Source organism: Streptomyces sp. NPDC059452 (assembly GCF_042750035.1).
Taxonomy (GTDB): Bacteria; Actinomycetota; Actinomycetes; order Streptomycetales; family Streptomycetaceae; genus Streptomyces.
Window position 1 is genome coordinate 70,491 of record NZ_JBHYVE010000010.1, and the last position, 22,073, is coordinate 92,563.

16 protein-coding genes are annotated in these 22,073 nt (G+C 71.3%); 9 read left to right on the forward strand and 7 right to left on the reverse strand.

Annotated elements, in window-relative coordinates; all coding sequences use genetic code 11:
• Positions 1-29 precede the first annotated feature (29 nt).
• Positions 30-1,013 carry a helix-turn-helix transcriptional regulator gene (locus tag ACFW9Z_RS15785; protein WP_384640192.1) on the forward strand — a complete coding sequence of 328 codons (984 nt, stop codon included), beginning with the start codon at positions 30-32 and terminating at the stop codon, positions 1,011-1,013.
• Positions 1,014-1,218: 205 nt separating this feature from the next.
• On the opposite strand, the gene ACFW9Z_RS15790 is transcribed toward ACFW9Z_RS15785, so the two are convergent.
• Positions 1,219-2,220 (reverse strand): RNA polymerase sigma factor RpoD/SigA, encoded by a 1,002-nt coding sequence (locus ACFW9Z_RS15790; protein ID WP_384640195.1) that lies wholly within the window; start codon positions 2,218-2,220, stop codon positions 1,219-1,221.
• 464 nt (positions 2,221-2,684) lie between these two features.
• Between ACFW9Z_RS15790 and ACFW9Z_RS15795 the strand changes: the two genes are divergently transcribed.
• Entirely contained in the window at positions 2,685-3,812 is a 1,128-nt protein-coding gene (locus ACFW9Z_RS15795; RefSeq protein WP_384640198.1) for a questin oxidase family protein, read from the forward strand.
• Positions 3,813-3,897: 85 nt separating this feature from the next.
• On the opposite strand, the gene ACFW9Z_RS15800 is transcribed toward ACFW9Z_RS15795, so the two are convergent.
• Positions 3,898-4,680, reverse strand: a complete 783-nt coding sequence (locus ACFW9Z_RS15800; protein WP_384640201.1) for a dioxygenase — start codon at positions 4,678-4,680, stop codon at positions 3,898-3,900.
• A gap of 181 nt (positions 4,681-4,861) precedes the next feature.
• On the opposite strand from ACFW9Z_RS15800, the gene ACFW9Z_RS15805 reads away from it, so the two are divergent.
• Positions 4,862-5,374, forward strand: coding sequence for a MarR family winged helix-turn-helix transcriptional regulator (locus tag ACFW9Z_RS15805; protein ID WP_384640204.1), 513 nt, complete (start codon positions 4,862-4,864; stop codon positions 5,372-5,374).
• Between the two features lie 45 nt (positions 5,375-5,419).
• On the opposite strand, the gene ACFW9Z_RS15810 is transcribed toward ACFW9Z_RS15805, so the two are convergent.
• Positions 5,420-6,988: an MFS transporter gene (locus ACFW9Z_RS15810; protein WP_384640207.1), complete on the reverse strand. Its 1,569-nt coding sequence runs from the start codon at positions 6,986-6,988 to the stop codon at positions 5,420-5,422.
• Positions 6,989-7,150: 162 nt separating this feature from the next.
• A complete protein-coding gene (locus tag ACFW9Z_RS15815; protein ID WP_384640209.1) occupies positions 7,151-7,813 on the reverse strand; it encodes a TetR/AcrR family transcriptional regulator in 663 nt (220 codons plus the stop codon).
• 352 nt (positions 7,814-8,165) lie between these two features.
• On the opposite strand from ACFW9Z_RS15815, the gene ACFW9Z_RS15820 reads away from it, so the two are divergent.
• The gene (locus ACFW9Z_RS15820; RefSeq protein ID WP_384640211.1) at positions 8,166-9,443 is read left to right on the forward strand and encodes a M6 family metalloprotease domain-containing protein; all 1,278 of its coding nucleotides are present in this window, start codon (positions 8,166-8,168) and stop codon (positions 9,441-9,443) included.
• Positions 9,444-9,463: 20 nt separating this feature from the next.
• On the opposite strand, the gene ACFW9Z_RS15825 is transcribed toward ACFW9Z_RS15820, so the two are convergent.
• On the reverse strand, positions 9,464-11,272 hold the full coding sequence (locus tag ACFW9Z_RS15825; protein ID WP_384640214.1) for a class I adenylate-forming enzyme family protein: 1,809 nt from the start codon (positions 11,270-11,272) through the stop codon (positions 9,464-9,466).
• Between the two features lie 223 nt (positions 11,273-11,495).
• Here ACFW9Z_RS15825 and ACFW9Z_RS15830 point away from each other — a divergent pair, with 223 nt between their 5' ends.
• On the forward strand, positions 11,496-12,401 hold the full coding sequence (locus tag ACFW9Z_RS15830) for an LLM class flavin-dependent oxidoreductase (protein ID WP_384640217.1): 906 nt from the start codon (positions 11,496-11,498) through the stop codon (positions 12,399-12,401).
• Between the two features lie 116 nt (positions 12,402-12,517).
• On the opposite strand, the gene car is transcribed toward ACFW9Z_RS15830, so the two are convergent.
• Both car and ACFW9Z_RS15840 read right to left on the reverse strand, forming a co-directional pair.
• Entirely contained in the window at positions 12,518-16,066 is a 3,549-nt protein-coding gene (gene car, locus ACFW9Z_RS15835; protein WP_384640220.1) for a carboxylic acid reductase, read from the reverse strand.
• A gap of 158 nt (positions 16,067-16,224) precedes the next feature.
• Positions 16,225-17,622 carry an MFS transporter gene (locus ACFW9Z_RS15840; RefSeq protein ID WP_384640223.1) on the reverse strand — a complete coding sequence of 466 codons (1,398 nt, stop codon included), beginning with the start codon at positions 17,620-17,622 and terminating at the stop codon, positions 16,225-16,227.
• 377 nt (positions 17,623-17,999) lie between these two features.
• Here ACFW9Z_RS15840 and ACFW9Z_RS15845 point away from each other — a divergent pair, with 377 nt between their 5' ends.
• From ACFW9Z_RS15845 to ACFW9Z_RS15860, 4 genes are read left to right on the forward strand one after another with little or no spacing between them, the layout of a single operon-like run.
• The gene (locus ACFW9Z_RS15845; RefSeq protein WP_384640226.1) at positions 18,000-19,721 is read left to right on the forward strand and encodes a 2-isopropylmalate synthase; all 1,722 of its coding nucleotides are present in this window, start codon (positions 18,000-18,002) and stop codon (positions 19,719-19,721) included.
• Positions 19,718-20,221, forward strand: coding sequence for a MaoC family dehydratase (locus ACFW9Z_RS15850; RefSeq protein WP_384640229.1), 504 nt, complete (start codon positions 19,718-19,720; stop codon positions 20,219-20,221). Before ACFW9Z_RS15845 ends, ACFW9Z_RS15850 begins: the two co-directional genes overlap by 4 nt.
• Positions 20,218-21,183 carry an isopenicillin N synthase family dioxygenase gene (locus tag ACFW9Z_RS15855; protein WP_384640231.1) on the forward strand — a complete coding sequence of 322 codons (966 nt, stop codon included), beginning with the start codon at positions 20,218-20,220 and terminating at the stop codon, positions 21,181-21,183. The genes ACFW9Z_RS15850 and ACFW9Z_RS15855 overlap by 4 nt, the downstream gene beginning before the upstream one ends.
• Positions 21,180-22,073, forward strand: coding sequence for an HpcH/HpaI aldolase/citrate lyase family protein (locus ACFW9Z_RS15860; RefSeq protein ID WP_384640234.1), 894 nt, complete (start codon positions 21,180-21,182; stop codon positions 22,071-22,073). Before ACFW9Z_RS15855 ends, ACFW9Z_RS15860 begins: the two co-directional genes overlap by 4 nt.

Here is a 22,073-nt window from a genome sequence, read left to right on the forward strand (position 1 = left end):
TGACCCATTAAGGGCGCATCCTGGTTTCCATGACCGACACACCGGCACGACTGCTGAAGCTGTTGTCGCTCCTCCAGACTCCGCGCGAGTGGCCGGGCGGAGAGCTCGCCGAACGGCTCGACGTCAGCCCGCGCACCATCCGCCGCGACATCGACCGGCTGCGCGAACTGGGCTATCCGGTCGAGGCCTCGCGCGGTTCGGTGGGCGGCTACCGACTGGTCGCGGGGGCCGCCATGCCGCCGCTCGTGCTCGACGACGAGGAGGCGGTCGCCATCGCGGTGGGGCTGCGGGCCGGGGCCGGGCACGCCATCGAGGGCGTCGAGGAGGCCTCCGTACGGGCGCTGGCCAAGCTGGAACAGGTGCTGCCGTCCCGGTTGCGGCACCGGGTCTCCGCGTTGCAGACCGCCACGGTGGCGCTGACCAGGGGTGACGGGGCCACCATCGATCCGCAGACCCTGACCACGCTGGCCTCGGCGGCCACCGGGCAGGAGCGGCTGAGGTTCTCGTACCGCAGCGGTTCCGGTACGGAGACCAAGCGGCAGGTCGAGCCGTACCGGCTGGTGAGCACGGGGCAGCGGTGGTACCTGATGGCGTACGACCTGCTGCGGGAGGACTGGCGGACGTTCCGGGTGGACCGGGTGACCGAGCCGTTCGCGACCGGGGCCCGCTTCACCCCCCGGCCGCTCCCTGTGGAGGAGGACGGGTCCGGGGAGCCGAAGGACGCGGCGCGCTACTTCGCCCGGTCGATGGCGGGCAAGCAGCCGGAGCTCCAGCTCGATGTGCGGTTCGGGGCGCCCGCGGAGTTCGTGGCGGCGCGGCTGCCGCCGACGCTCGGCGCGCCGGAGCCGGACGGGGAGGGCGCCTGCCGACTGCGGTCCTCGTCCACCGACTCCCTGGAGTGGGCGGCGCTGCGGCTGGCACTGGTGGACTGCGAGTTCACCGTGCAGGGGCCGCCACAGCTGGTGGCGTACGTGGAGAACCTGGGCGCCCGACTGACCCGCGCGGCCGGATAGGGGGCGAGGCCGGGGCCTGGGCCTGGGCCTGGGCCACTGGATGGCCGAGGAGGTCGGCCCGTACATGGATGAGCCCCGGCGCCGGGGGGGGTGGGCGCCGGGACTCAGTTCCGGGGACCGGTGGGAAAACCGGTCGGGTGACCGGCATGCGCCGGTCGGTGTGCCGGTGCGAACCGGCTTGATGGGGAGATTACGGGTTATTGGCTCACGCCGCAGCGTCAAAGCCCGTGTCGTGAGCCATTCGCTTCAATTCGAGCAGTGCGTGCTTCTCGATCTGGCGGATCCGCTCCCGGGTGAGGCCGTGCTGCTTGCCCACTTCGGTGAGCGTCCGCTCGCGGCCGTCCTCGATCCCGTACCTCATCTTGATGATGGAGGCGGTCCTGTTGTCGAGCTTGCCGATCAGGTCCTCCAGCTCCTCACTGCGCAGGAGGGTCATCACCGACTGCTCCGGCGAGACGGCGGAGGTGTCCTCCAGCAGGTCGCCGAACTGGGTGTCGCCGTTGTCGTCCACGGACATGTTGAGGCTGACCGGGTCGCGGGCCCAGTCCAGGACGTTGCCCACGCGCTCGGCGTTGGAGTCGAGCTCGGCGGCGATCTCCGCGTGCTCGGGATCGCGCCCGTTCTCCCGGTTGAACTCGCGCTGGACCCGGCGGATCCGGCCGAGCTCCTCCACCAGGTGGACGGGGAGCCGGATCGTGCGGGACTGGTCCGCTATGGACCGGGTGATGGCCTGCCGGATCCACCACGTGGCGTACGTGGAGAACTTGAAGCCCTTCGCGTAGTCGAACTTCTCGACCGCGCGCACCAGGCCCGCGTTGCCCTCCTGGATCAGGTCGAGCAGGGGCAGTCCCGCGCGCGGGTAGCGGCGGGCCACGGCGACGACGAGGCGGAGGTTGGAACGGATGAATATGTCCTTGGCGCGCTCGCCCTCGGCGACCAGCGCCTCCAGCTCCTCACGCGTCGCACCGCGGGCATCGCTCTCCACCTCGCCGTCGAGGATCTGCTGGGCATAGACGCCCGCCTCGATGGACTGGGAGAGGTCGACTTCCTTGGCGGCGTCGAGCAGCGGTGTACGAGCGATCTCGTCCAGGTACATGCCGACCAGGTCGCGATCGGCGATTTCCCCGCCCACGGCGCGAACACTGCTTGCCCGGTCGGTCCCACCGGAAGTGGCGGACGAACGACGGGCGACGGCACGGGTTGCCATGCGTGCTCCCTTGCTGAGTAGGTCGCGACACCCTTTCGGGTGCCCTGCATCCGATGGAAACAACGACTGGAATCCGGACAGAATTCCCATGCCGCCCATTCATTTTCGCGATCATGCAGTACCCTGTCCGGCGCCGACCACCGGAAACCCGGGTCGGATACCCACGTACGCGCAGGTCAGAGTGGGTGTCGTGGAGGTTCCGACGAGCCGTCCGACGAGTTGTCCGGCGTTCGACGATTCGCCCGGTGGACGTCACCACGATCGTTCCGATCCCGCGTCTACCCCGGTAGACGGCCCGTATCGCCTCGGGGTTGCTCGCGATGTCCGCATTGTCGCCACGCGGCCGGGCCCGCGGCCGCGAGCTCCGGACGGGTCCTAGGACCGGAGGAGGAGGCCCGGCTCATCGGCCGACCGGGGCCTCCGCCCGATCCGCCCGGGCGGCCCGCACCCCTAGCGTGAGCCGCATGACGGACACCGAGCGCAACCCCACGGACGCGAAACACCACCTCACGGATGACTCCGGCATCTCTGGTATCTCCAGCACCTCTGGCACCTCTGGCATTTCTGGTATCTCCGACACCCTCGACGGCACCCTCGACGAAGCCCTGGAGCGCATCCATCTGTCCGGGCCAGAGCGCGACGGCTGGCTCAGCAACCACGCCCCGATGGCGGTCGAGGCACTGGTACGGCACGGGCAGTCTGCGGCCGTGCACCTCTGGCTCGACCAGTACCGCCCCAAGCTGGAGGAGATGCCCGGCTCCACCGCCCCGGTCACCGGACGGAACTGGCACGAGGCGCTCGGCGACCCCCGCCGCGTCGCCGACTGGACGCGGTACTTCGAGCGGGAGACCGCCGAACGCCCCTGGCGCACCGTCCTCGCCGAGTGGTGGCCCCGGCTGCTGCCCGGCATCGCGGCGGGCGCCACCCATGCGGTGATCCGGGTCGGCCACTCCGTACGCACGCTGCTGGAGGGCGAGGAGACCGCCCCGCGCGTACGGGAACTGGCCCACGCCCTCGGCTACTGGGCCGCCCGCCACCAGCCGCTGCCCGCCCTGGAGCGCCTCGCCCCGGCCCCGGACGCGGCGGCCGCGCTGGACCGGGTGCCCCTCATCCCCGAGCAGGACGGCGGCATCGTGAGCCGGTTCGACCAGCTCACCGGCTTCCCCGACTGGCCCGGACGGGAGCCCGAGGGGCCGGAGGCGGCCCGTACCGCGCTCCGGGAGCTCGTCCGGGCTTCCACCCACCGGTACGCGACCCATGGGTACGGCGAACCGGTCATGCTGGTCCACGCGGCGACCGCACCCAACGCGGTCCTGCGCACCCTGCCCGCGCTCCCGGAGGCCCTGTGGGCGCCGAGCCTGCACGCGGCCTGGGCGGCCAGCGCCGCGGTGACCGCCGCCTATGCGCCCCGCGAGGCGGCCCCGGTCGCGGAACCTCTCGCGGAGCCGGACGCGCGGGAGGTGTTCGCGCGGGCCGCGGCGCACGGCGACGACCACACGATCAAGTTCACCGACACCGCGCTGGACATCGGTGACGCGACCGCACTCGCCGCCGCCGGCCGCGCGATCGAGCTGAACCCGCCGGTCTGGTGAAGCACCGAGCTGAACCCGCCGACCCGGTGAAACACCGAGCTGAACCCACCTGCCCGGTGAGACGCGCGGCAGCCGCAAGGGCTTCTCAGCCGAACTGCACCGACCGCTTGGCCAGCCCCATCCAGAAGCCGTCGATGACGCTCCGCCCCCGGTCCAGCTCCCCCTCGGCGGCGCCCAGCGTCACGAAGAGCGGGGCGAAGTGCTCGGTGCGCGGGTGGGCCAGCTTTCCGGCGGGGGACGTGTGCTCGAAATCGAGCAGGGCGTCGATGTCCTGGGCCCGCAGCGCGCGGTCGCCCCAGTCGTCGAACTCCGCCGACCAGCCGGGGACCCCGCCGCCGGGGTGCCGCAGGGCGGCCAGGTTGTGCGTGAAGAAGCCGCTGCCGACGATCAGCACGCCCTCGTCGCGCAGCGGGGCGAGCCTGCGCCCGATGGCCATCAGCTTCTGCGGGTCCAGGGTCGGCATGGAGATCTGGAGTACGGGGATGTCGGCGTCCGGGAACATCTCGACGAGCGGGACGTAGGCCCCGTGGTCCAGCCCCCGGTCCGGGACGTCCTGGACCGGCGTACCGGCACCGCGCAGCAGCTTGCGGACGCTGTCGGCGAGCTCCGGGGCGCCCGGGGCGTCGTACCGCACCCGGTAGTAGTGCTCGGGGAAGCCCCAGAAGTCGTAGACCAGCGGGGCCGGTTCGACGGCTCCGAGCGCGAGTGGGGCCTCCTCCCAGTGGGCGGAGACCATCAGGATCGCGCGGGGCCGGGGCAGTCCGGCGGACCAGGCGGCGAGCTGGCCGGGCCAGACGGGGTCGTCGGCGAGCGGCGGGGCGCCGTGCGAGAGGTAGAGGGCGGGCATGCGCTCCACGGTGGCTGTCATGGCACTCCCCATCCGCTGGGATCGTTCTCCAAGGGTCCTGCGAAATCGGAGGCCCTGCCGGACCGGGCCTGCGCGATCTCACCGGGAAGGATTCCTGAAGCCCAATTCTCTTGAAGCTTCAAGTTCCTACCTCCGGAGACCTTAGCCCTATCTAGTTAAACTTTCAAGAAAAGGTCGTACAGTGGAGTCCATGACCACGGCATCCACCGGCGCCACGCGCTGGCTCACCGACGAGGAGCAGCGCGTCTGGCGCGCCTATCTGCATGCCACCACGCTGCTGGAGGACCATCTCGACCGGCAGTTGCAGCGGGACGCGGGCATGCCGCACATCTATTACGGGCTGCTCGTCCAGCTCTCCCAGGCCCCCCGGCGCCGGATGCGGATGACCGAGCTCGCCCGGAACGTGAAGATCACCCGCTCCCGGCTCTCGCACGCCATCGCCCGGCTGGAGAAGAACGGCTGGGTGCGGCGCGAGGAGTGCCCGTCCGACAAGCGCGGCCAGAACGCGGTGCTCACCGACGACGGGTACGCGATGCTCGGCCGCTCCGCACCGGGCCATGTCGACGCCGTACGGCAGGCGATGTTCGACCGGCTCACCCCCGAGCAGGTGCGCAGCCTCGGCGACATCATGCGGGTGCTCGCCAACGGGCTCGAACCGGAGGGTACGGACGCGGATCTGCCCTGGCTCCGCTGAGCGGCGGAACCAGGGCAGAGGGGCCGTGCGGTGGCGTCAGAGGCGTCAGTGGGCGACGACCGGGATCCGGAACTCGTCCTCGGCGCCTTCGGCGTTCCCGCCGGACGCGCCCCCCGTACCGCCGCCGACGGCACCCGTTCCCGTTCCCGGGCGGCCGGTGTTGATCATTACGGCCGCGATCGCGGCGGCGGCGACGAGGATGCCGACCGCCCACCAGATCGCGCCGGCGAAGCCGCTGACCATGGCCTGGAGCTCCAGGAGCTCCGGGTCCGTGGCGCGGGCCGCGTGGTCGGCGATGTACGCGGTGGTGGCACCCGCCGCGATGGTGTTCAGCAGGGCGGTGCCGATGGCGCCGCCGACCTGCTGCGAGGTGTTGACCATCGCGGAGGCGACCCCCGCGTCACGCGGCTCGATGCCGTGCGTGGCCAGGGACATGGCCGGCATGAACGCCGTACCCATACCGAGGCCGAGCAGCAGCATGCCGGGCAGGATGACGGCCGTGTAGCTGGTGTTCAGGTCCAGTTGGGTGAGCAGCAGCATGCCGATGGCGGCGACCAGGAAGCCGGGGCCCATCAGCAGCCTCGGCGGGACCCGGGTCATCAGCCGGGTACCGATCTGGGTGGAGCCGGTGATCATGCCCGCGATCATCGGGAGGAAGGCGAAGCCGGTCGTGACCGGGGAGTAGTTCTTCACGATCTGGAGGTAGTAGGTCAGGAAGAGGAACAGCCCGAACATCGCGATGACGGCGAGCCCCAGCGAGAGGTAGACCCCGCCCCGGTTGCGCTCGGTCAGCACGCGCAGCGGCAGCAGCGGCGACTTCACCAGCGCCTCGGTCACGACGAAGGCGATCAGCAGCACGGCGGCGGCGATGAACATGGCGACCGTCAGCCCGTTCGACCAGCCGGCCGACTCGGCCCGGGTGAAGCCGTAGACCAGGGCGACCAGGCCGAGCGTGGAGAGCACGACGCCGGGGATGTCGAGCGGCGAGCGGTTGCGGGTGCCGGAGGGCTCACGGATGACGAAGTACGCGCCCACAGCGGCGACGACGGCGAACGGGATGTTGACGAAGAACGTCCAGCGCCAGTTCAGGTACTCGGTGAGGAAGCCGCCGAGGATCAGCCCGACCGCGCCACCGCCACCGGCGATGGCCCCGTAGATACCGAAGGCCTTGGCGCGCTCCTTGGCGTCGGTGAACATCACGGCGAGCAGCGAGAGGGCCGCCGGGGCGAGCAGGGCGCCGAAGACACCTTGCAGGGCCCGGGAGCCGAACATCATCGCCTCGTTCTGGGCGGCCCCGCCGAGCGCGGAGGCCAGCGCGAAGCCGATCAGTCCGACGACGAAGGTGCGCTTACGGCCCCAGAGGTCGGCGATCCGGCCGCCGAAGAGGAGGAGACCGCCGAAGGCGAGCGCGTAGGCGGTGATGACCCACTGCTTGTTGCCCTCGGAGATGTCGAGGTCGGTCTGGACGGAGGGCAGGGCGATGTTCACGATGGTCGCGTCGAGGACGACCATCAGCTGGGCGAGCGCGATGAAGGCCAGCGCCTTCCAGCGGCTGGGGTCGGGAAGCCCGGTGCCGGCCGTTCTCGACAGCGGGGCGTCAGCGGTTTTTGACATGGGAGTAGCCACCTAGGGACATATGAGGGCGCCGAGGGCATGGCGAGGAGAGCCGCCGCCCGTACGTGTCGGCGTACGCGTGATGGAGTACGTGAACGTGTGAACTTAAGAAGGCATCGATTTGGGCTTCGGAGCTATGGGGTTACGGAGTCGGGGCGGGCGTCAGTCGCAGCGCCGCAGGTTCTCCAGGGTTGCCGCCGATCCGGGCAGTACGGAGCGGGCCGGGGCCTCCAGCCCGTCCAGGAACAGCTGGAGGTGGCGGTGGGCGAAGCGGTCGATGTCCAGGCAGGCGGTGCCGGGCAGCGGCCGGGTGAGCTGGGAGAGGGCGACGAGCACGTCACCGACGGCGATGTCGGTACGGAGCCGCCCCGCCGACACGGCGCGCGACATGAGCCCCTGGATGGCCTCTTCGAGGCGCCCGCGCGCGGCGAGCAGTTCGGGGTGTTCCCGGTCGAAGACGCCGGAGAGCATCGGGCACAGGGCGCCGATCCGTTCGTCGGCGGCCGCGTGCACGAAACGGCTGAGCGCGGCGAACGGGTCGGTCTCCGTGGCGGCGGCCTCTTCGGCCCTCAGGGTGGTGCGGGAGGTGACCGCGAGGACGACCTCATGGATCAGGGCGGCCCGGTCGGGGAAGTTCCGGTAGAGCGTGGCGTTGCCGACGCCCGCCCGCCGCGCGACGTCGTCGAGCGGCACGTCCGGCCCGAACTCGACGAACAGTTCACGGGCGGCCGAGACGATCCGCTCCCGGTTGCGCAGCGCGTCGGCCCTCGGCCGGGGCGTGCGGCGCGGGGCTGCCGGTGTGGTGGTGTCGTCGACGGTCTCCACGGCTGTGGACCTTCCCTCTCCGGATGCACAGATGTATCGCGTGTGTCGCGTGTATCGCGGATGTCGCACGTATGGCTTGTGTTGCTTGTGCGGCTGGGCGATGCACCAATGTGTAGCTGGACGACCCCCACCCGTAACCGGGGACCATCTCCCCGCTTCATGGGGACACCGATGCAAACGGGGAAGGGCTCCCCGCTTATTTCCCCCTCGGGTCGTGACCTGGGTCACACCACCCGGCGGCGGAAATCCTCCGATCGGCGCACCCAGCGAGCGCCCCCCGACCACCCGGCACAGGCTGATCGCCAGAGCGCAGTCAGGGTCGGCCGGCTGCCGCGGACCCGAAGGCGCCCCTATGCAGCAGCCCCGCCACCGGATACGCAGACACCGCCGCCCCATCGCCCTGACCGGGGCGACCGCCCTGGTCATAGCGGCCATGGCGTCGGCGAGCACCACGCTCCCGGGGACCGGCCGGGCCACGGCGGGCCCGGCGGCCACCGCCCAGGACTCCGCGGTCGCCCCCTGCCGGATCGCCGCGGCGATGGGCGTCCAGATGTCGCTGGGGATGCCGACCCCGCCCGGTTACGCCCGCTCCACCGGTGAGGTCCGGGCGCTCAACCTGATGATCGACTTCCCGGACGCGGAGGGCACGGAACCGGCGGAGGACCGGTTCGCGGAGTTCTTCCCGCAGACCTCCGACTGGTTCACGACCAGCTCCTACGGCCGGCTCGACTACCGCCCCGAGGCCCCCGTCAAGGAGTGGCTGCGGATGCCGATGCCGTTCGCCGAGTACGGGATAGAGCGCGGCTCACCGTTCGAACCGGGGTACCGGCAACTGGTCGAGGACCTGGTGGAGGCCGCCGATCCGGAGGTCGACTTCTCGGCGTACGACCTGGTCAACGTGCTGGTCACCCCGAACGCGGGGCCCTCCGCCCTGGACACCGTGCTCTCGGTGACCTTCTCCGGCAACGACGACGCCCCGCAGGCGGACGGCGTCCCGCTCTCCAACACGTCCTTCGTCTACAGCCGCCAGGACGACGGCTCGGGGTCGTACGCACAGACCGGCTACCGCGTCCTGCCGCACGAGAACGGCCATGTCTTCGGCCTGCCCGACCTCTACACGATGGAGGGCGGCGGCTCGGTGGGGCACTGGGACATCATGTCCGAGGACTGGGGCGCCAACAACGACTTCCTGGGCTGGCACAAGTGGAAGCTCGGCTGGCTCGACAACGAGCAGATCAGCTGCGCCTCCCAGCCGGGCGTCAGCGAACACACCCTCGGCCCGCTGGCCACCGCCGGGGGCACGAAGCTCGCCTTCGTCCCGCTGAGCGCCCAGTCCGGCTACGCCGTGGAGGTCCGTACGGCGGCGGGCAACGACGAGGCGGTCTGCCGCCCGGGGGTGCTGATCTACAAGGTCAGCTCCGACGTGGACACCGGCCAGGGGCCGGTGTCCGTCGCCGACGCCACCCAGGACAGCGGCGGCTGCACCCGGCGTCCCAACGTGCACGCGGAGCTGTCGGACGCGCCGTTCCGGCCCGGCCAGACGTTCACCGACCGGGCCAACGGCGTACGGATATCCGTGCTGGAGGAGGACGGGGACGGGAACTACCGGGTGCGGATCACCCGGCCGTGAAGTGATCCACCGGCCGCGGGTCACCCGGCCGTTAGGCGGTCCGCCCCTTGTGGGGCGGCGAGCACGGCGGCCCGGAGTTCGCGCTTGAGGAGCTTCCCGGCGGCGTTGCGTTCCAGTGGCTCATCGGTGAACAGCACCCGGGCCGGCACCTTGAACCCGGCGAGCGTGCGGCCCACGTGCTCGCGCAGGGCGTCGGCGGTGGCCCCCGCGCCGGGGCGGAGCCGGACGACGGCGGCGACCTCCTCCCCCAGCACCGGGTGCGGGAGGCCGAGGACGGCGGCGTCGAGCACATCGGGGTGGTCGTGCAGGACGCCCTCGACCTCGACGCAGTACACGTTCTCGCCGCCCCGGATCACCATGTCCGTGAGCCGGTCGACGACCTCGACCCGCCCCGCACGCCGCACGGCGAGGTCCCCCGTACGGAACCAGCCGTCCCGGAACGCCGCCCCGGTCGCGGCCGGGTCGCGCCAGTAGCCGCGGAACAACGACTGCCCGCGCAGCCACAGCTCCCCCACCTCCCCCTCGGGCAGCTCCTCCCCCGCCGCTCCCGCGATCCTGGTCTCGGTCACGGGGGTCGGGCGGCCGACGGCACCGGGGTGGGCGCGGTACTCGGCGCCGATGCTGGCAAGCACGCCGCCGCCGGTCTCGGTGAGGCCGTAGCCGTTGCGGGGCTCGACGCGTTCGCCGTACCGGGCGGTGAGGCGGGCGGCCAGGGCGGGCGGGGCCGGGGCGCCTCCGGTGCTGAACAGGGTCAGGCTCGCCAGCTCGTCCCCGGTCCGCCCGGCGGCGTCCAGCAGTTGGAGGGCGGTCGTCGGCACGCCCGCGAAGTGCGTGACGCCATGGGCGCGGATGAGCCGGAGAGCCTCGTCCGCGTCCCACTTCTCCATCAGCACGAGCGTGCCGCCCGCCGCCATCACCCCGTAGAAGCTGGTGAACGCGGCCACGTGGAAGAAGGGGAACGTCATCAGGGAGACCGGGGCGGGCCCCATCCCCGGGACGGCGTCCCTCCCCAGCGCCGAATAGGCCGCCTGGTAACGGGGGTTGAGCGCGGCTCCGGCCTGGGCGAGCTGGGTGGCCACCGCACCCTTGGGCCGGCCGGTGGTGCCGGAGGTGTAGATGATCGTGGCGTCGTCCTCGGGCCGGGGCTCGACGTCCGGGGGCGCGGCCAGGGGGTCGGGCGCGGGGAAGTCCTCGTACCGCTCGACGCGTACGCCGTCGGGGAGTTCGTACCGCTCCATGCGTACGCCGTCGGGGAGTTCACGTTCCCCGTGGAAGCCCTGGACCCCGCGGAAGCCCTGGCCCCCATGGAAACCCTGGTCCCCCTGAAAACCCTGGAACAGCACCACCCGCGTCCCGCCCCGCCGCGCCGCCCACCCCGCCACCCGCTCCAGCCGCTCCCCGTCCACGAGCAGCACCCCGGGCTCGCAGTCGTCGAGGGCGTGACGGAACTCGTCCTCGGTCCACCAGGAGTTGAGCGGTACGGCGATGAGCCCGGCCAGCTGGACGGCCCAGAAGGCGATCTGCCACTCGGGGTGGTTCCGCATCGCGACGACGGCCCGGTCGCCGGGGCGCAGCCCGTACTCCTCGACCAGCCGGACGGCCAGGGCGGACGCGGCGGCGAAGAACTCCCCGTACGAATAACGCCGTTCGCCCGCGATCAGGAAGACGGAGTCCCCGTACGCCCAGGTCGTCTCGACGAACTCCCGCAGCGTGCGCGGCCCGTCGGCGTACTCCAGCGTCCCCCGCTCGCCCCGCACCACGGCGAAGGGGGCTCCGGGGGCGGTGAGGAGGGCGTGGATGCGTCGGGCACGCTCGTCTGTGTGCGGCACGGGGGGCCTTTCTCGCGCTGGCTCGGTACGCGTGACGTTATGCGGGCGGGAGCCGGGGGCCAAGGCGGGCCTCCGGCGGCCGGTCGCGGCAGCGTGTCGCATTGGCCGGATTCAAGGGTGCGGTCCAGTGATTTCCTGGCTCCGCGCCGGGGTGAGGGGTCAGTACTGTCGGAGCGCCCAGGGAGCGCCCGGGGAGCTGGAAGCAAGGAATCTGGAGTCCGTCGTGCGTATCAGCGTCTGTATCCTGCCCGACCGTCCGTTCCGTGAGGCGGCCGCGACCTGGCGGCACGTCGAGGAGCTGGGCTTCCACGCCGCCTACAGCTACGACCACATCACCTGGGCCGGACTGCCGGACAGCGCCTGGTACGGGGCGCTGCCCACGCTGACGGCCGCCGCCGGGATCACCTCGCGGATCAGGCTCGGCACGCTGGTGACCTCGCCGAACTTCCGGCACCCGGTACCCCTCGCCCATGACGTCATCACGCTGGACGCCATCAGCGAGGGCCGCTTCGTCCTCGGCTTCGGCGCGGGCTCGCCGGACAACGACTCCTACGTGCTCGGCCAGGGCGAACGCGGCAAGGGCTGGTCGGCGCGGGAACGCGGCAGCCGGTTCCGCGAGTCCGTGGAGCTCCTGGACCGGCTGCTGACCGGAACGCCCGACGGCCGCAGGCGGACCACCTTCCACGGCCGCCACTACGAGGCGGTCGACGCCCGGCTGGAGCCGGGCTGCGTGCAGCGGCCCAGGGTGCCCTTCGTACTGGCGGGGAACGGTCCGCTGGGGATGGCGACCGTCGCGCGGTACGGGGCGTCGTGGGTCGTCACCGACCAGGGGGACGTGCCGAGGCACGAGCGGACCGCTGCCTGGACCTGGTCCGTGCTCGCGCGGCGTCTGGAGCAGTTGGACGCGGCGTGCGAGCGGGCGGGCCGCGACCCGAAGTCCCTGGGCCGTACGCTGCTGACCGGGTTCTCCCTGCTGCCGACGATGGAGTCCGCTGAGGCGTTCGCGGATGTCGCGGGGCGGTGCGCGGAGCTGGGCTTCACCGACATCGTGGTCCACTACCCGCGCGAGTCGGGTTTCTTCGCCGCTCCCCGCCATGTCATCGAGGAGATCGCGCCCGTGAACCGCTGAGCGCCCGCCTCGTCAGCCCTTCAGACCTTCCCGGCCCCGTTCACCGTGATCCCTGATCCGTGATCCCTGATCCGTGAACGGGGCCGGGGCCGAGGCCGAGGCCCTACGAACGCCGCTCAGAGCAGGCCGTGCAGCCTCAGGTCCGCCACGCACTTGGCGATGTACGCCGGAGAGAGCGACGGCACGCCCCCCTCACTCCCCTCCCCCGCCCCGAGGCCCGCGACCGCCGTGCTGAACCGTGAGGCCGGTACGGCGGAGCCCGCCCTCGGCACGCCCGGCCGGGCGTACGCCCGCATCAGCGGCAGCAGCGACAGCCGGCGCTGATGGTCGGGCAGGCCGCGCAGCGCCGCCTCGGCGCGCATGTGCCACTGGTGGTGGTCGTCGAAGCGGGTGATCGGGTGGCCCGCGTCGATCAGCCAGTCCACGAACGCGTCCCAGGAGATCCCGTCGTCGTGGGCGTTGACCGTGTTGTAAGTGACGTACCCGTCCTCCCCGTTCGCGTTCCCGTTCTCGTTGCCTGCGCTGAGCGACGCGATCGCCGCCGCGGTGAAGTCGACCGGCAGTCCGCTGTAGTGGGCCCGCCGACGGCCGCCGTCCCCGTCGAGCTCGTAGAAGGAGCGCGGTGCCATGCCGGTCGTGAGGATGCTCAGGAGCAGTCGGCTGAACCGGTCGGTGAGGTTCAGCCCGCCGGGCAGGGTGCTGTGGGCAAGGATCATGTCCGGCCGGAAGACGGTGACCGGCAGGCCCGTCCGCTCGTGCGCCTCGCGCAGCAGGACCTCACCGGCCCACTTGCTCGTGGCGTATCCGTTCGCGTCGGAGTCGTCCAGGGGCCGCACCGGGGACGCCGTACGGATGTCGGCGCTCTCGTCGAGGAACGAGCCGTCGGGCAGCAGCGCGGCCGCCACCGTCGACACATAGGCGAACCGCTTCGCCCGGCCGGTGAGCGCCAGCCCGATCAGCTCCGCCGTCGCGGTGACGTTCGGCGCGAACAGCCGCTGGTACGGCAGGACATGGTTGACCAGCGCCGCCGCGTGCACGATCTCGTCGGTCCGGTCGGCCAGCGCCTCCCACTCCGCCTCCGCCAGCCCCAGCCGGGGCGCCGACACGTCCGCGGCCAGGACCGTCAGATGCCGCTCGGCGGCCGCATCGAACCAGTCGGCGGGGTCGTCGGCCGCCGCCGCGCGCAGGCACTCCACCACACGCTGCCGTGCGGCCGCGTCGTCGGCGGCCCGGGCCAGGCAGGTCAGCCGCCCGCCCGTACCGGCGGCGCGCCGCAGCAGGTCGACGGCGAGGAACCGTCCGAGGTAGCCGGTCGCCCCGGTGAGCAGGACGTTCCGGGCGGCGGCCGGGGCCGTACGCGCTCCGCGCCCGGCGGCCAGGAGCCGGGCGTCGACGAAGCGGTCGAGAGCCAGATCGGCGGCCCGCACTTCTCGTGCGCCGCCCCCGTGTACGGAGGCGAAGGTGGGGCGTGGTTCCCGGGCGTCCCGCGCCGCGCCGAGCCGCTCCGCTATGCGGGCCAGCGTCGAGGAGGGCCGGAGGATGAGCTGGATGGGCACCTCCTCGTCGAGGATCTGCTCCAGGACGGTCGAGAAGGTGTGCGCCGACAGGGAGTCGCCGCCCAGGTCCGTGAAGGCGGCCTCCGCCCGCACCAGCGACGCGGGGCAGCCGAGGGTGATCTGCGCGGCGGTGCGGACCGCCTCCAGCGGGGTGACCTCCCGGCCCGCCGCCCGCAGCGCCGCGATCTGGCCCGCCCGCCCGGCCGCGATGTCCGCGTACAGGCGCTCCAGTCGCGGTCCGTACTGTTCCTTGAGCGCGGGCCGCAGCGGCTTGCCGACCCCCGACAGCAGCCCGTTGGTGACGGTGAACGGCTGCCGCTCCACGAGGACGTCGTGCGGGATCTCGTACGCGTGCAGGCCCGCGCCATGGGCGAGTTCGCGCAGGGAGTCCAGGACCGTGGACCGTACGGTGTCGTCGTCGGCCCGCCCCAGGCGCTCGGCGTCGGGGACCACCACCGCCAGCGGGAACGCCTGCTCGCTGCTGCCGTACACGTAGATCTGCGCGATGTCGGGGCTGGTCGCGTACAGCGCCTCCAGGCCGGAGACGGCGATGAACTCGCCCTGGGACAGCTTCACCACGTTGTTCGTCCGGTCGACGTAGACCAGACGGCCGGGCGCGGTCTCGGCGAAGACGTCGCCGGTGCGGTAGTAGCCGTCCTCGTCGAAGGCGCGGGCGGTGGTCTCGGGCTGCTGGTAGTAGCCGGGGAACAGCCCGACCGACTTCACCCTCAACTCGCCGCGTGGGTAGGGCTTGTCGGTGCTGAAGTAGCCGAGCTCGGGGACGTCGGCCAGCCGGTAGCCGGTCACCGGGGGGCGGCGTATCTCCTGGTCGACGACGATGGCCCGGGTCGTCTCCGTGGACCCGTAGCAGTCGATGATCCGGGTGCCGAGGAGCGCGGCCGTGAAGGTGTGCATCGCCTCGGACAGGGGTGCGCTGCCGCACAGGGCGAAGACGATGCGGCCGCCGAGCATGGAGTCGCGGACCAGGGCCGATGCCGCCGCCTCGGCCTCCGGGCGGGGGGTGCCGGTGCGGCCGATGCGGTCGGCCTCCAGCAGGTACCGCTGGTACACCATGTCGCAGATCCTCGGCACGAGGCTGAGCACCGTGGGCCGCACCAGACGGATGTCGTCGAACAGCGTCGACATGTCGCTACGGGCCGCGAAGTAGCCGGTGCCGCCTGCGGCGAGGCCGTTGACCAGCCAGGCGCGGCCGTTGACGTGGCTCATCGGCATGTAGTGCACGACGAGCACCGGAGTGGCGCTGCCGCCCCCGGCGTTGAGCCCGCCCCGGGCGTTCTGCCACATCCGCGTGATCATGGCGGCGGTGAAGATCGCGCCCTTGGGTGTGCCCGTGCTCCCGGAGGTGTAGATCAGCCCGGCCAGCCGGTCCGGGTCCCCGTCCTCGTACGGTTCCAGGTCCGGCAGCCGGGCCCCACGCTCCACCTCGGCCGCGAGCGGGACCACCTCGGCCCGACCGCTCAGTCGCGCGCGGGCCGCCTCGAACGCCTCCCGCTCGTCGTCCACTTGGGGGTCGTAGTCGAAGACCACCAGGCGCTCGACGGTGTCGGAGGCCAGGACGGCGCCGACGGCCGCGTCGAGCGAACCGGTGTCGGCCGCGAGGATCCTCGGCCCCGTCTCGGCGACGACCGGGGCCAGCCGGGCGGCGGACGAACCGGTGGGCAGCGGCACCGACACCGCCCCCAGGTACATGCAGGCCAGGTCGATGACGGCGTAGTCGACCCCGGTGAACCCCAGGGTCGCGACGAACTCCTTGGCCCGCAGACCGTCCGTGCCGTCGGCCCAGGCGGCGGCGAGCCGGCCGACCCGCTGCCACAGCTCCGCGTAGGTCAACGTCTCGAAGGCGGGCAGGAGTTCACGGGTGCGACGGCCGGTGGCGGGGTCGCGGACGATACGGCTGGACCTGCGGGCGAGGGCCGGGCGGTCGGCGTACCCGTGCATGGCGGCCGCGATGACCCCCACCAGGCCTTCCTGCCTGCTGATGGCGTCGGCGACGTCGGGTGACGGGACGGCCCGGGCGAACTCGGGATCGCCCGCGCGCAGTGCCGCGATCCTGGACACGACGTCGTGACCTGCCTGTTGCTCCGACATGAATGCTCCGGTGTGTGTGGAGTACGTATGCGTGCGTGGAGTACGTATGCGTGCGGAGTGCATATGCGCGTGTGGAGTGCGTACGTGTGCGTGGAGTGCGTACGTGTGTGGAGTGCGCACGAGGGAAACGGCGCGGATCCAGCGGGAGTTGGCGGCCCCTAGCGGGCGGTCGCGTCGGCGGGGCGGGCCCGGCCGCCGAGGAAGGCGGCCAGGCCCATCAGGGCGTAGACGGCGACGAGGACGAACGCGGGTGCGGCGATGCCGCCTCCGGACTGGAGCCCGGCGAGGAGGGCGACGCCGATCAGGGAGCCGGTCGACCGGCCCGCCGACATCAGCCCGGAGGCGATGGCCGAGCGGTGTTCCGGGGCCGCCGCCAGGGTCAGGGTGATCTGAGGCACCGTCACCAGGCCGAAGCCGAGCCCGATCAGCGCGAGACCGGCGCAGGTGCCCACCGGGGTGTCGCCACCGAAGGCGGCCAGCACCACCGCGCCGAGCAGGGAGAGCAGGATGCCCGTGCCCAGCACCGCCCGGGCGCCGTACTTGGTGGCGAAGCGCCCCGCCGCGAGCGGCATGAAGGTGATCGGCAGGGCGGAGGAGAGGAAGAACAGGCCGACGGTGACCGGGTCGTAGCCGCGCACCTGCTGGAGGAACACGCTGAGCGTGAACATCAGCCCGTTGTAGCCGACGAAGAGCAGCAGGCCGACCGTGACGTAGCTGCGGAACCCGGGGGCCCGGAACAGGTCCCCGGGAATCATGGGGTACGCGTAACTCCTCTGCCGGACCACGAAGGCGGCGAACGCGACCAGGGCCACCGCCGCCGCCACCAGGGGCAGCGGCCGGGTCCAGCCCGCCTCCTGACCTTCGGCGAGCGCCAGCGCGAGCCCGCCGAGGAAGACGACGGAGAGCAACTGGCCCGGCACGTCCTGCGGTTCCTTGGAGCTGGACCGTTCGACCCGGGGCATGTGCCGGGCCGAGAGCACCAGGACGACCAGGACGATGGGCACGTTGATCCAGAAGATGCTCCGCCAGCCCACCGTCTCGACCAGGGCGCCCCCGAGCGTGGGACCGAAGGCGACCGGGCTCCCGGCGACCATCGACCAGATGGAGATGGCCTTGGCGCGCCTGCCTGGCTCCCGGTAGGTGTCGGTGAGCATCACCAGGGTGGCGGGCATGACCAGCACCGCGCCCAGCCCCTGGGCCGCCCGCATGGCGACGAGCACGGGGCCGTTGGGGGCGAGGCCGCAGAGCGCGGAGGTCACCCCGAACAGCACGACCCCGAGCCGGAACATCCGCACCGCGCCGTAGCGCGCCACCGCCGCGGCCCCGGCCAGCATCAGACCCGCGATGACGACCACGTACGAGGTGACGACGGACTGCATCGTCGGGAGGCTCGCGTCGAGGCTCTCCCGGATCGCCGGGATCGCCACGTGGACGATGCTGGTGTCGACGACGATCATCCCGTGCGCCATGCAGGCCACCGCCAGGACCCGGCCCGGCCGCAGCATCGCACCGCCGCTGTCCGACGTGCGGTTGTCGAAACTGGTGGATTCGGCCATGGCCTGCCATTTCGCATGAGTTCGCATGAGTGCGTACGGGTTCTTACGGGTTCTCACGGGTTCGCTTCTTGCGGGTTCACTTCTTGCGGGTTCGCGTGAACGCACGTGAAGCGGTGAATTGATGCCGGGCAATACTGCGAAACCCTAGTGACAAAACATACGGCGTCAACCACGCGGCCCGCCGAACCTTCCCCGATGTCCGAATAGTCGGATTCCAGGGTCAGGTATAGAGGACGGTCCACTTCCCCGCGGCGCCGGACGCTCCCTAGCCTCGGAGCGCTGAGAAACCCACGAGGACGCAGCCTGGAAGTACAGGGGGGCCAACACCATTGTCTTCTTCCAAAGAGTTCCGGAGAATTAAGCAAAGTCCGTCGTCCATGCCGTTCCACCGCTATGCTCGGGACGCCGTTTCTCCCACTTCAGGCTGGTCACGGCGGTGGCCGGACGGTACGCTCGACCGCGCTCCGACCTGGGCATCCGTCGATCTCCGGGACGGAAACCAGGCGCTGGCCGATCCCATGGACATGCGCCGGAAGCAGCGGATGTTCGACCTGCTCGTGGCGACCGGTTTCAAAGACATAGAAATCGGATATCCGGCGGCCAGTGCGCACGATTTCGATTTCGTCCGCGAGCTGGTGACCAAGGAGGGAATTCCGGACGACGTCACGGTGTCGGTTTTCACGCCGGCCCGTCCGGAACTCATCGAGCGGACCTTCGAGGCGATTCGCGGGGCCGACCGGGCCGTGGTGCATTTGTGCCATGCGACGGCCTGCCTGTGGCGCGAGGTCGTGTTCGGCATGTCGTCCCGCGAGGTCCTGGACATGGCCGTCGACGGGGCACGGCATCTGGTGCGGCTGGCGGAGCGTGAGCCCGGGTCCGACATCCGGTTCGAGTACTCGCCGGAGACCTTCAACCTGACCGAGCCGGAGCTCGCCCTGGAGATCGCGAACCGGGTCGCGGAGACCGTCGACGCCACGCCCGACCGGCCGCTGGTGCTGAACCTCCCGACCACCGTGGAGACCCACTCGCCCCACGTCTTCGCCGACCAGGTGGAGTGGATGCACCGCAACCTCGACCGGCGCGACGCGATCATCCTGTCCGTCCACCCGCACAACGACCGGGGCACCGCCGTCGCCTCGGCGGAGCTGGCCCTGCTCGCCGGGGCCGACCGGGTCGAGGGCACCCTCTTCGGCAACGGCGAACGCACCGGGAACGTCTGCCTGGTGACCCTCGCGCTCAACCTGTTCAGCAGCGGGGTCGATCCCCAGCTGGAGATCTCCGACATCGACGCCGTCCGCGAGATCGTCGAGGAGTGCAACCGGCTCCCCGTGCACCCCCGCCACCCCTACGCCGGGGACCTCGTCTACACCGCCTTCTCCGGTACCCACCAGGACGCCATCGCCAAGGGCCTGGCCACACTGGCCGACCAGGCGGAACGGGAGGGCAAGGAGGTCGGCGAACTGCCCTGGCAGGTGCCCTATCTGCCCATCGACCCGAAGGACGTCGGCCGCGACTACCAGGCGATCATCCGGGTCAACGGCCAGTCGGGCAAGGGCGGCATCGCCTACGTGCTCAAGGCCGGCTGGGGGGTCGACCTCCCGGCCGGACTGCGGCGGGACTTCGCGGCCGTGGTCCAGTCCGCCGCCGACACCCTGGGGCGCGAACTGGAGCCTGCGGAGATCTGGCGGCTCCTCCGGGAGACCTACTGCCTGGACGACTCACCCCCGCTGCCCGCCGGGGACAACAGGAACGGCAGTGGCGGGGACGGGGACGGGGACGGCGGAGACGGCGGTAGCGGTCACGACGGCGGGGACGGCGGTAGCGGTCACGACGGCGGGGACATCGGTAGCGGTCACGACGGCGGGGACGGCGCCGAGATCCTCGCGCGGCTCGCCGCCGACCACGGTGTCGGGTTCACCCCGCCCCGGTTCACCGGCACAGCGGCGGCGACCGGCGCGCCGGTCACCTGCCTCGTGGCACTGGAGACGGGCGGCCGCACCGTCTGGGGACTCGGCCAGGCGGCCACCGCCGCCGACGCGGCACACAGATCAGCCCGCTCCGCGCTGCTACGGGCGGGCCTGCACGGAGGAGACCGGTGAAGAACAACTCTTTCCGCACCGTCGGCCCCGGTATCTACCGGGAGGACAGCGGGATGCTCTACGAGGACTACGTACCCGGCGAAGTGGTCGAACACCGGCCCGGCCGGACGATCACCATGACCGACAACGTGTGGAGCTCCCTGCTCTGCCTGAACCAGCACCCGCTGCACATCGACGCCGTCTACGCCGAGCAGACCCAGTTCGGCAAGATCGTCGTTTCGAGTCTGGTCACCTTCGGAATCGTGAACGGGATGACCGTCTCGACCATCAGCGCCAAGTGCGTCGCCAACCTCGGCTGGGACAAGGTGCGGCTGACCGCCCCGGTCTTCGTGGGCGACACGCTCTACGCCCAGACCCGCATCGTCTCCCGGCGCGAGTCCACCACCCGCCCCGACCAGGGGATCGTGACCGTCCACACCACCGGCCGGAACCAGGACGACGTGGCGGTCATCGAGTTCGAGCGGACGATCCTCGTCCCCAAGCAGGAGGCAGAGCAATGATTCCGGTCATCGACCTGGCCCCGGAGCGGTCCGGCCACGAGCACAGGACCGCCGGGGAGCACAGGACCGCCGAGGAGATATCCGACGCCTGTCGGCGCACCGGGTTCTTCGTCGTCCGTGGACACGGCATCGCCCGCGAGGTCTTCGACGACGCCTACGACGCCTCGCTGCGCTTCTTCCGCCTCCCGCTGGAGACCAAGCACGCGTTCCCGATGCGGACCTCCACCGCGCGCGGCGACAACGACTACAGCCCGTACGGGTACAGCGCCCTGCTCTCCGAGAACGCCTACGCCTACACCGGGAAGCCGGGGATGCCCTCGGACTACGTCGAGAAGTTCAGCACCGGACGGCTGATCCTCGACGACGAGGAAGAACTCCCTTTCCCGGAGGACGAGTTGGGGAAGCGACTGCGCGCGTCCCTGAAGGAGTACTTCGCCGCCTGCGAGACCGTGGCGGGCCGGATCGCCGAGCTGCTGGCCCTCGCCCTGGACCTGCCCCGGGACTTCTTCGCCACCCGGACCAACACCTCCAACGACTCCCTCCGCTCGCACCTCTACCCCGGGGTCGCCCCCGAGTTCCTCAACGACCAGGGCATGGGGCAGCACACCGACGGCACGCTGATCACGCTGCTCACCCAGGACGGACCGGGCCTCCAGCTCCAGGACCGCGCCGGCCGCTGGCTGGACATCGACGTCCGGGAACGGGACAGCTTCATCGTCAACATCGGTGATCTGATGGCCCGTTGGTCGAACGACGAGTACGTGTCGACACCGCACCGGGTCCGGCTCGCCGACCGGCAGCGGCAGTCCATCGTCTTCTTCAAGCTGGCCAACGACGACACCGTCATCGAGTGCTTCCCCAAGTTCGCGGCGGACCGCCCCGCGAAGTACGAGCCCATCCGCTACGAGGACTACTCCCTCCAGAAGATGAACCTGCTGTTCGGAAGGGACGATGCGCAGTGAAGTCGTACGCGAGTCTGCTCTACACCCCCGCCCTGCTGCTGGCGTCCGTCGCCCGGCCCGGCCGGGTCCACGCCGACATGCTGGTCCTGGACCTGGAGGACTCCATCCACCCGGCCAGGAAGGCCGAGGCCCGCGCCCTGCTGGCGCAGCCGGACCTCGACCTCACCGGGGCCGGACTGCCCGCGCTCGGCCTGCGGGTGACCACCATCGCGACACCCGACGGGCTGGCGGACCTGCGGGCGCTGATCGAGATGGACGCCACCATCGGCGGCGTACCGGTCGACGTGGTCTTCATCCCCAAGATCTCCGGCGCGGGCGATGTGGCCATCTACCGGTCCCTGCTGTCGCACACCTCGAACCCGCCGCAGATCTGCAGCTTCATCGAGACCGTCGATGCCGTCGACAACGCCATGGAGATCGCCGCGGTCAGCGACGGGCTGTGCTTCGGCCAGGCGGACCTGACGGCCGACCTGTACGCCGAGAACGCCTTCTACCTCGACCACGCGCGGGCCCGGCTCTGCGCGGCGGCGGCCAAGTACCGCGTGCCCGCCATCGACACCAACTCGTTCGAACTGCACGACCTCGACGTGGTCGCGGCGCAGTGCCGGGCGGCCCGGGACGCCGGGTTCACCGGCAAGGCGGCCATCCACCCCCGGCAGGTCGGCACCATCGCCGAGACGTTCACCGTCGGCCCGGAGCAGATCGCCGAGTACCGCAGCGTGGTCGAGGACTACAACTCCACGCCCTACGGCTTCGCGGTCGAGGAGGACCGGGTGCTCGCCCCGCCCTTCGTCCTGCGGGCCCAGCGCATGCTCCAGCTCCACGCGCCCACCACGGACACCGCCGCTCAGAACACCCGCACCAACGCCCAGAGCGCCCGCACCAAGTAA

Bases quoted from the DNA above. Each gene is read 5' to 3' on its own strand.
- ACFW9Z_RS15785 (WP_384640192.1), top strand. From the start codon at position 30: ATGACCGACACACCGGCACGACTGCTGAAGCTGTTGTCGCTCCTCCAG.
- ACFW9Z_RS15790 (WP_384640195.1), bottom strand. From the start codon at position 2,220: ATGGCAACCCGTGCCGTCGCCCGTCGTTCGTCCGCCACTTCCGGTGGG.
- ACFW9Z_RS15795 (WP_384640198.1), top strand. From the start codon at position 2,685: ATGACGGACACCGAGCGCAACCCCACGGACGCGAAACACCACCTCACG.
- ACFW9Z_RS15800 (WP_384640201.1), bottom strand. From the start codon at position 4,680: ATGACAGCCACCGTGGAGCGCATGCCCGCCCTCTACCTCTCGCACGGC.
- ACFW9Z_RS15810 (WP_384640207.1), bottom strand. From the start codon at position 6,988: ATGTCAAAAACCGCTGACGCCCCGCTGTCGAGAACGGCCGGCACCGGG.
- ACFW9Z_RS15820 (WP_384640211.1), top strand. From the start codon at position 8,166: ATGCAGCAGCCCCGCCACCGGATACGCAGACACCGCCGCCCCATCGCC.
- car (WP_384640220.1), bottom strand. From the start codon at position 16,066: ATGTCGGAGCAACAGGCAGGTCACGACGTCGTGTCCAGGATCGCGGCA.
- ACFW9Z_RS15840 (WP_384640223.1), bottom strand. From the start codon at position 17,622: ATGGCCGAATCCACCAGTTTCGACAACCGCACGTCGGACAGCGGCGGT.
- ACFW9Z_RS15845 (WP_384640226.1), top strand. From the start codon at position 18,000: ATGCCGTTCCACCGCTATGCTCGGGACGCCGTTTCTCCCACTTCAGGC.
- ACFW9Z_RS15855 (WP_384640231.1), top strand. From the start codon at position 20,218: ATGATTCCGGTCATCGACCTGGCCCCGGAGCGGTCCGGCCACGAGCAC.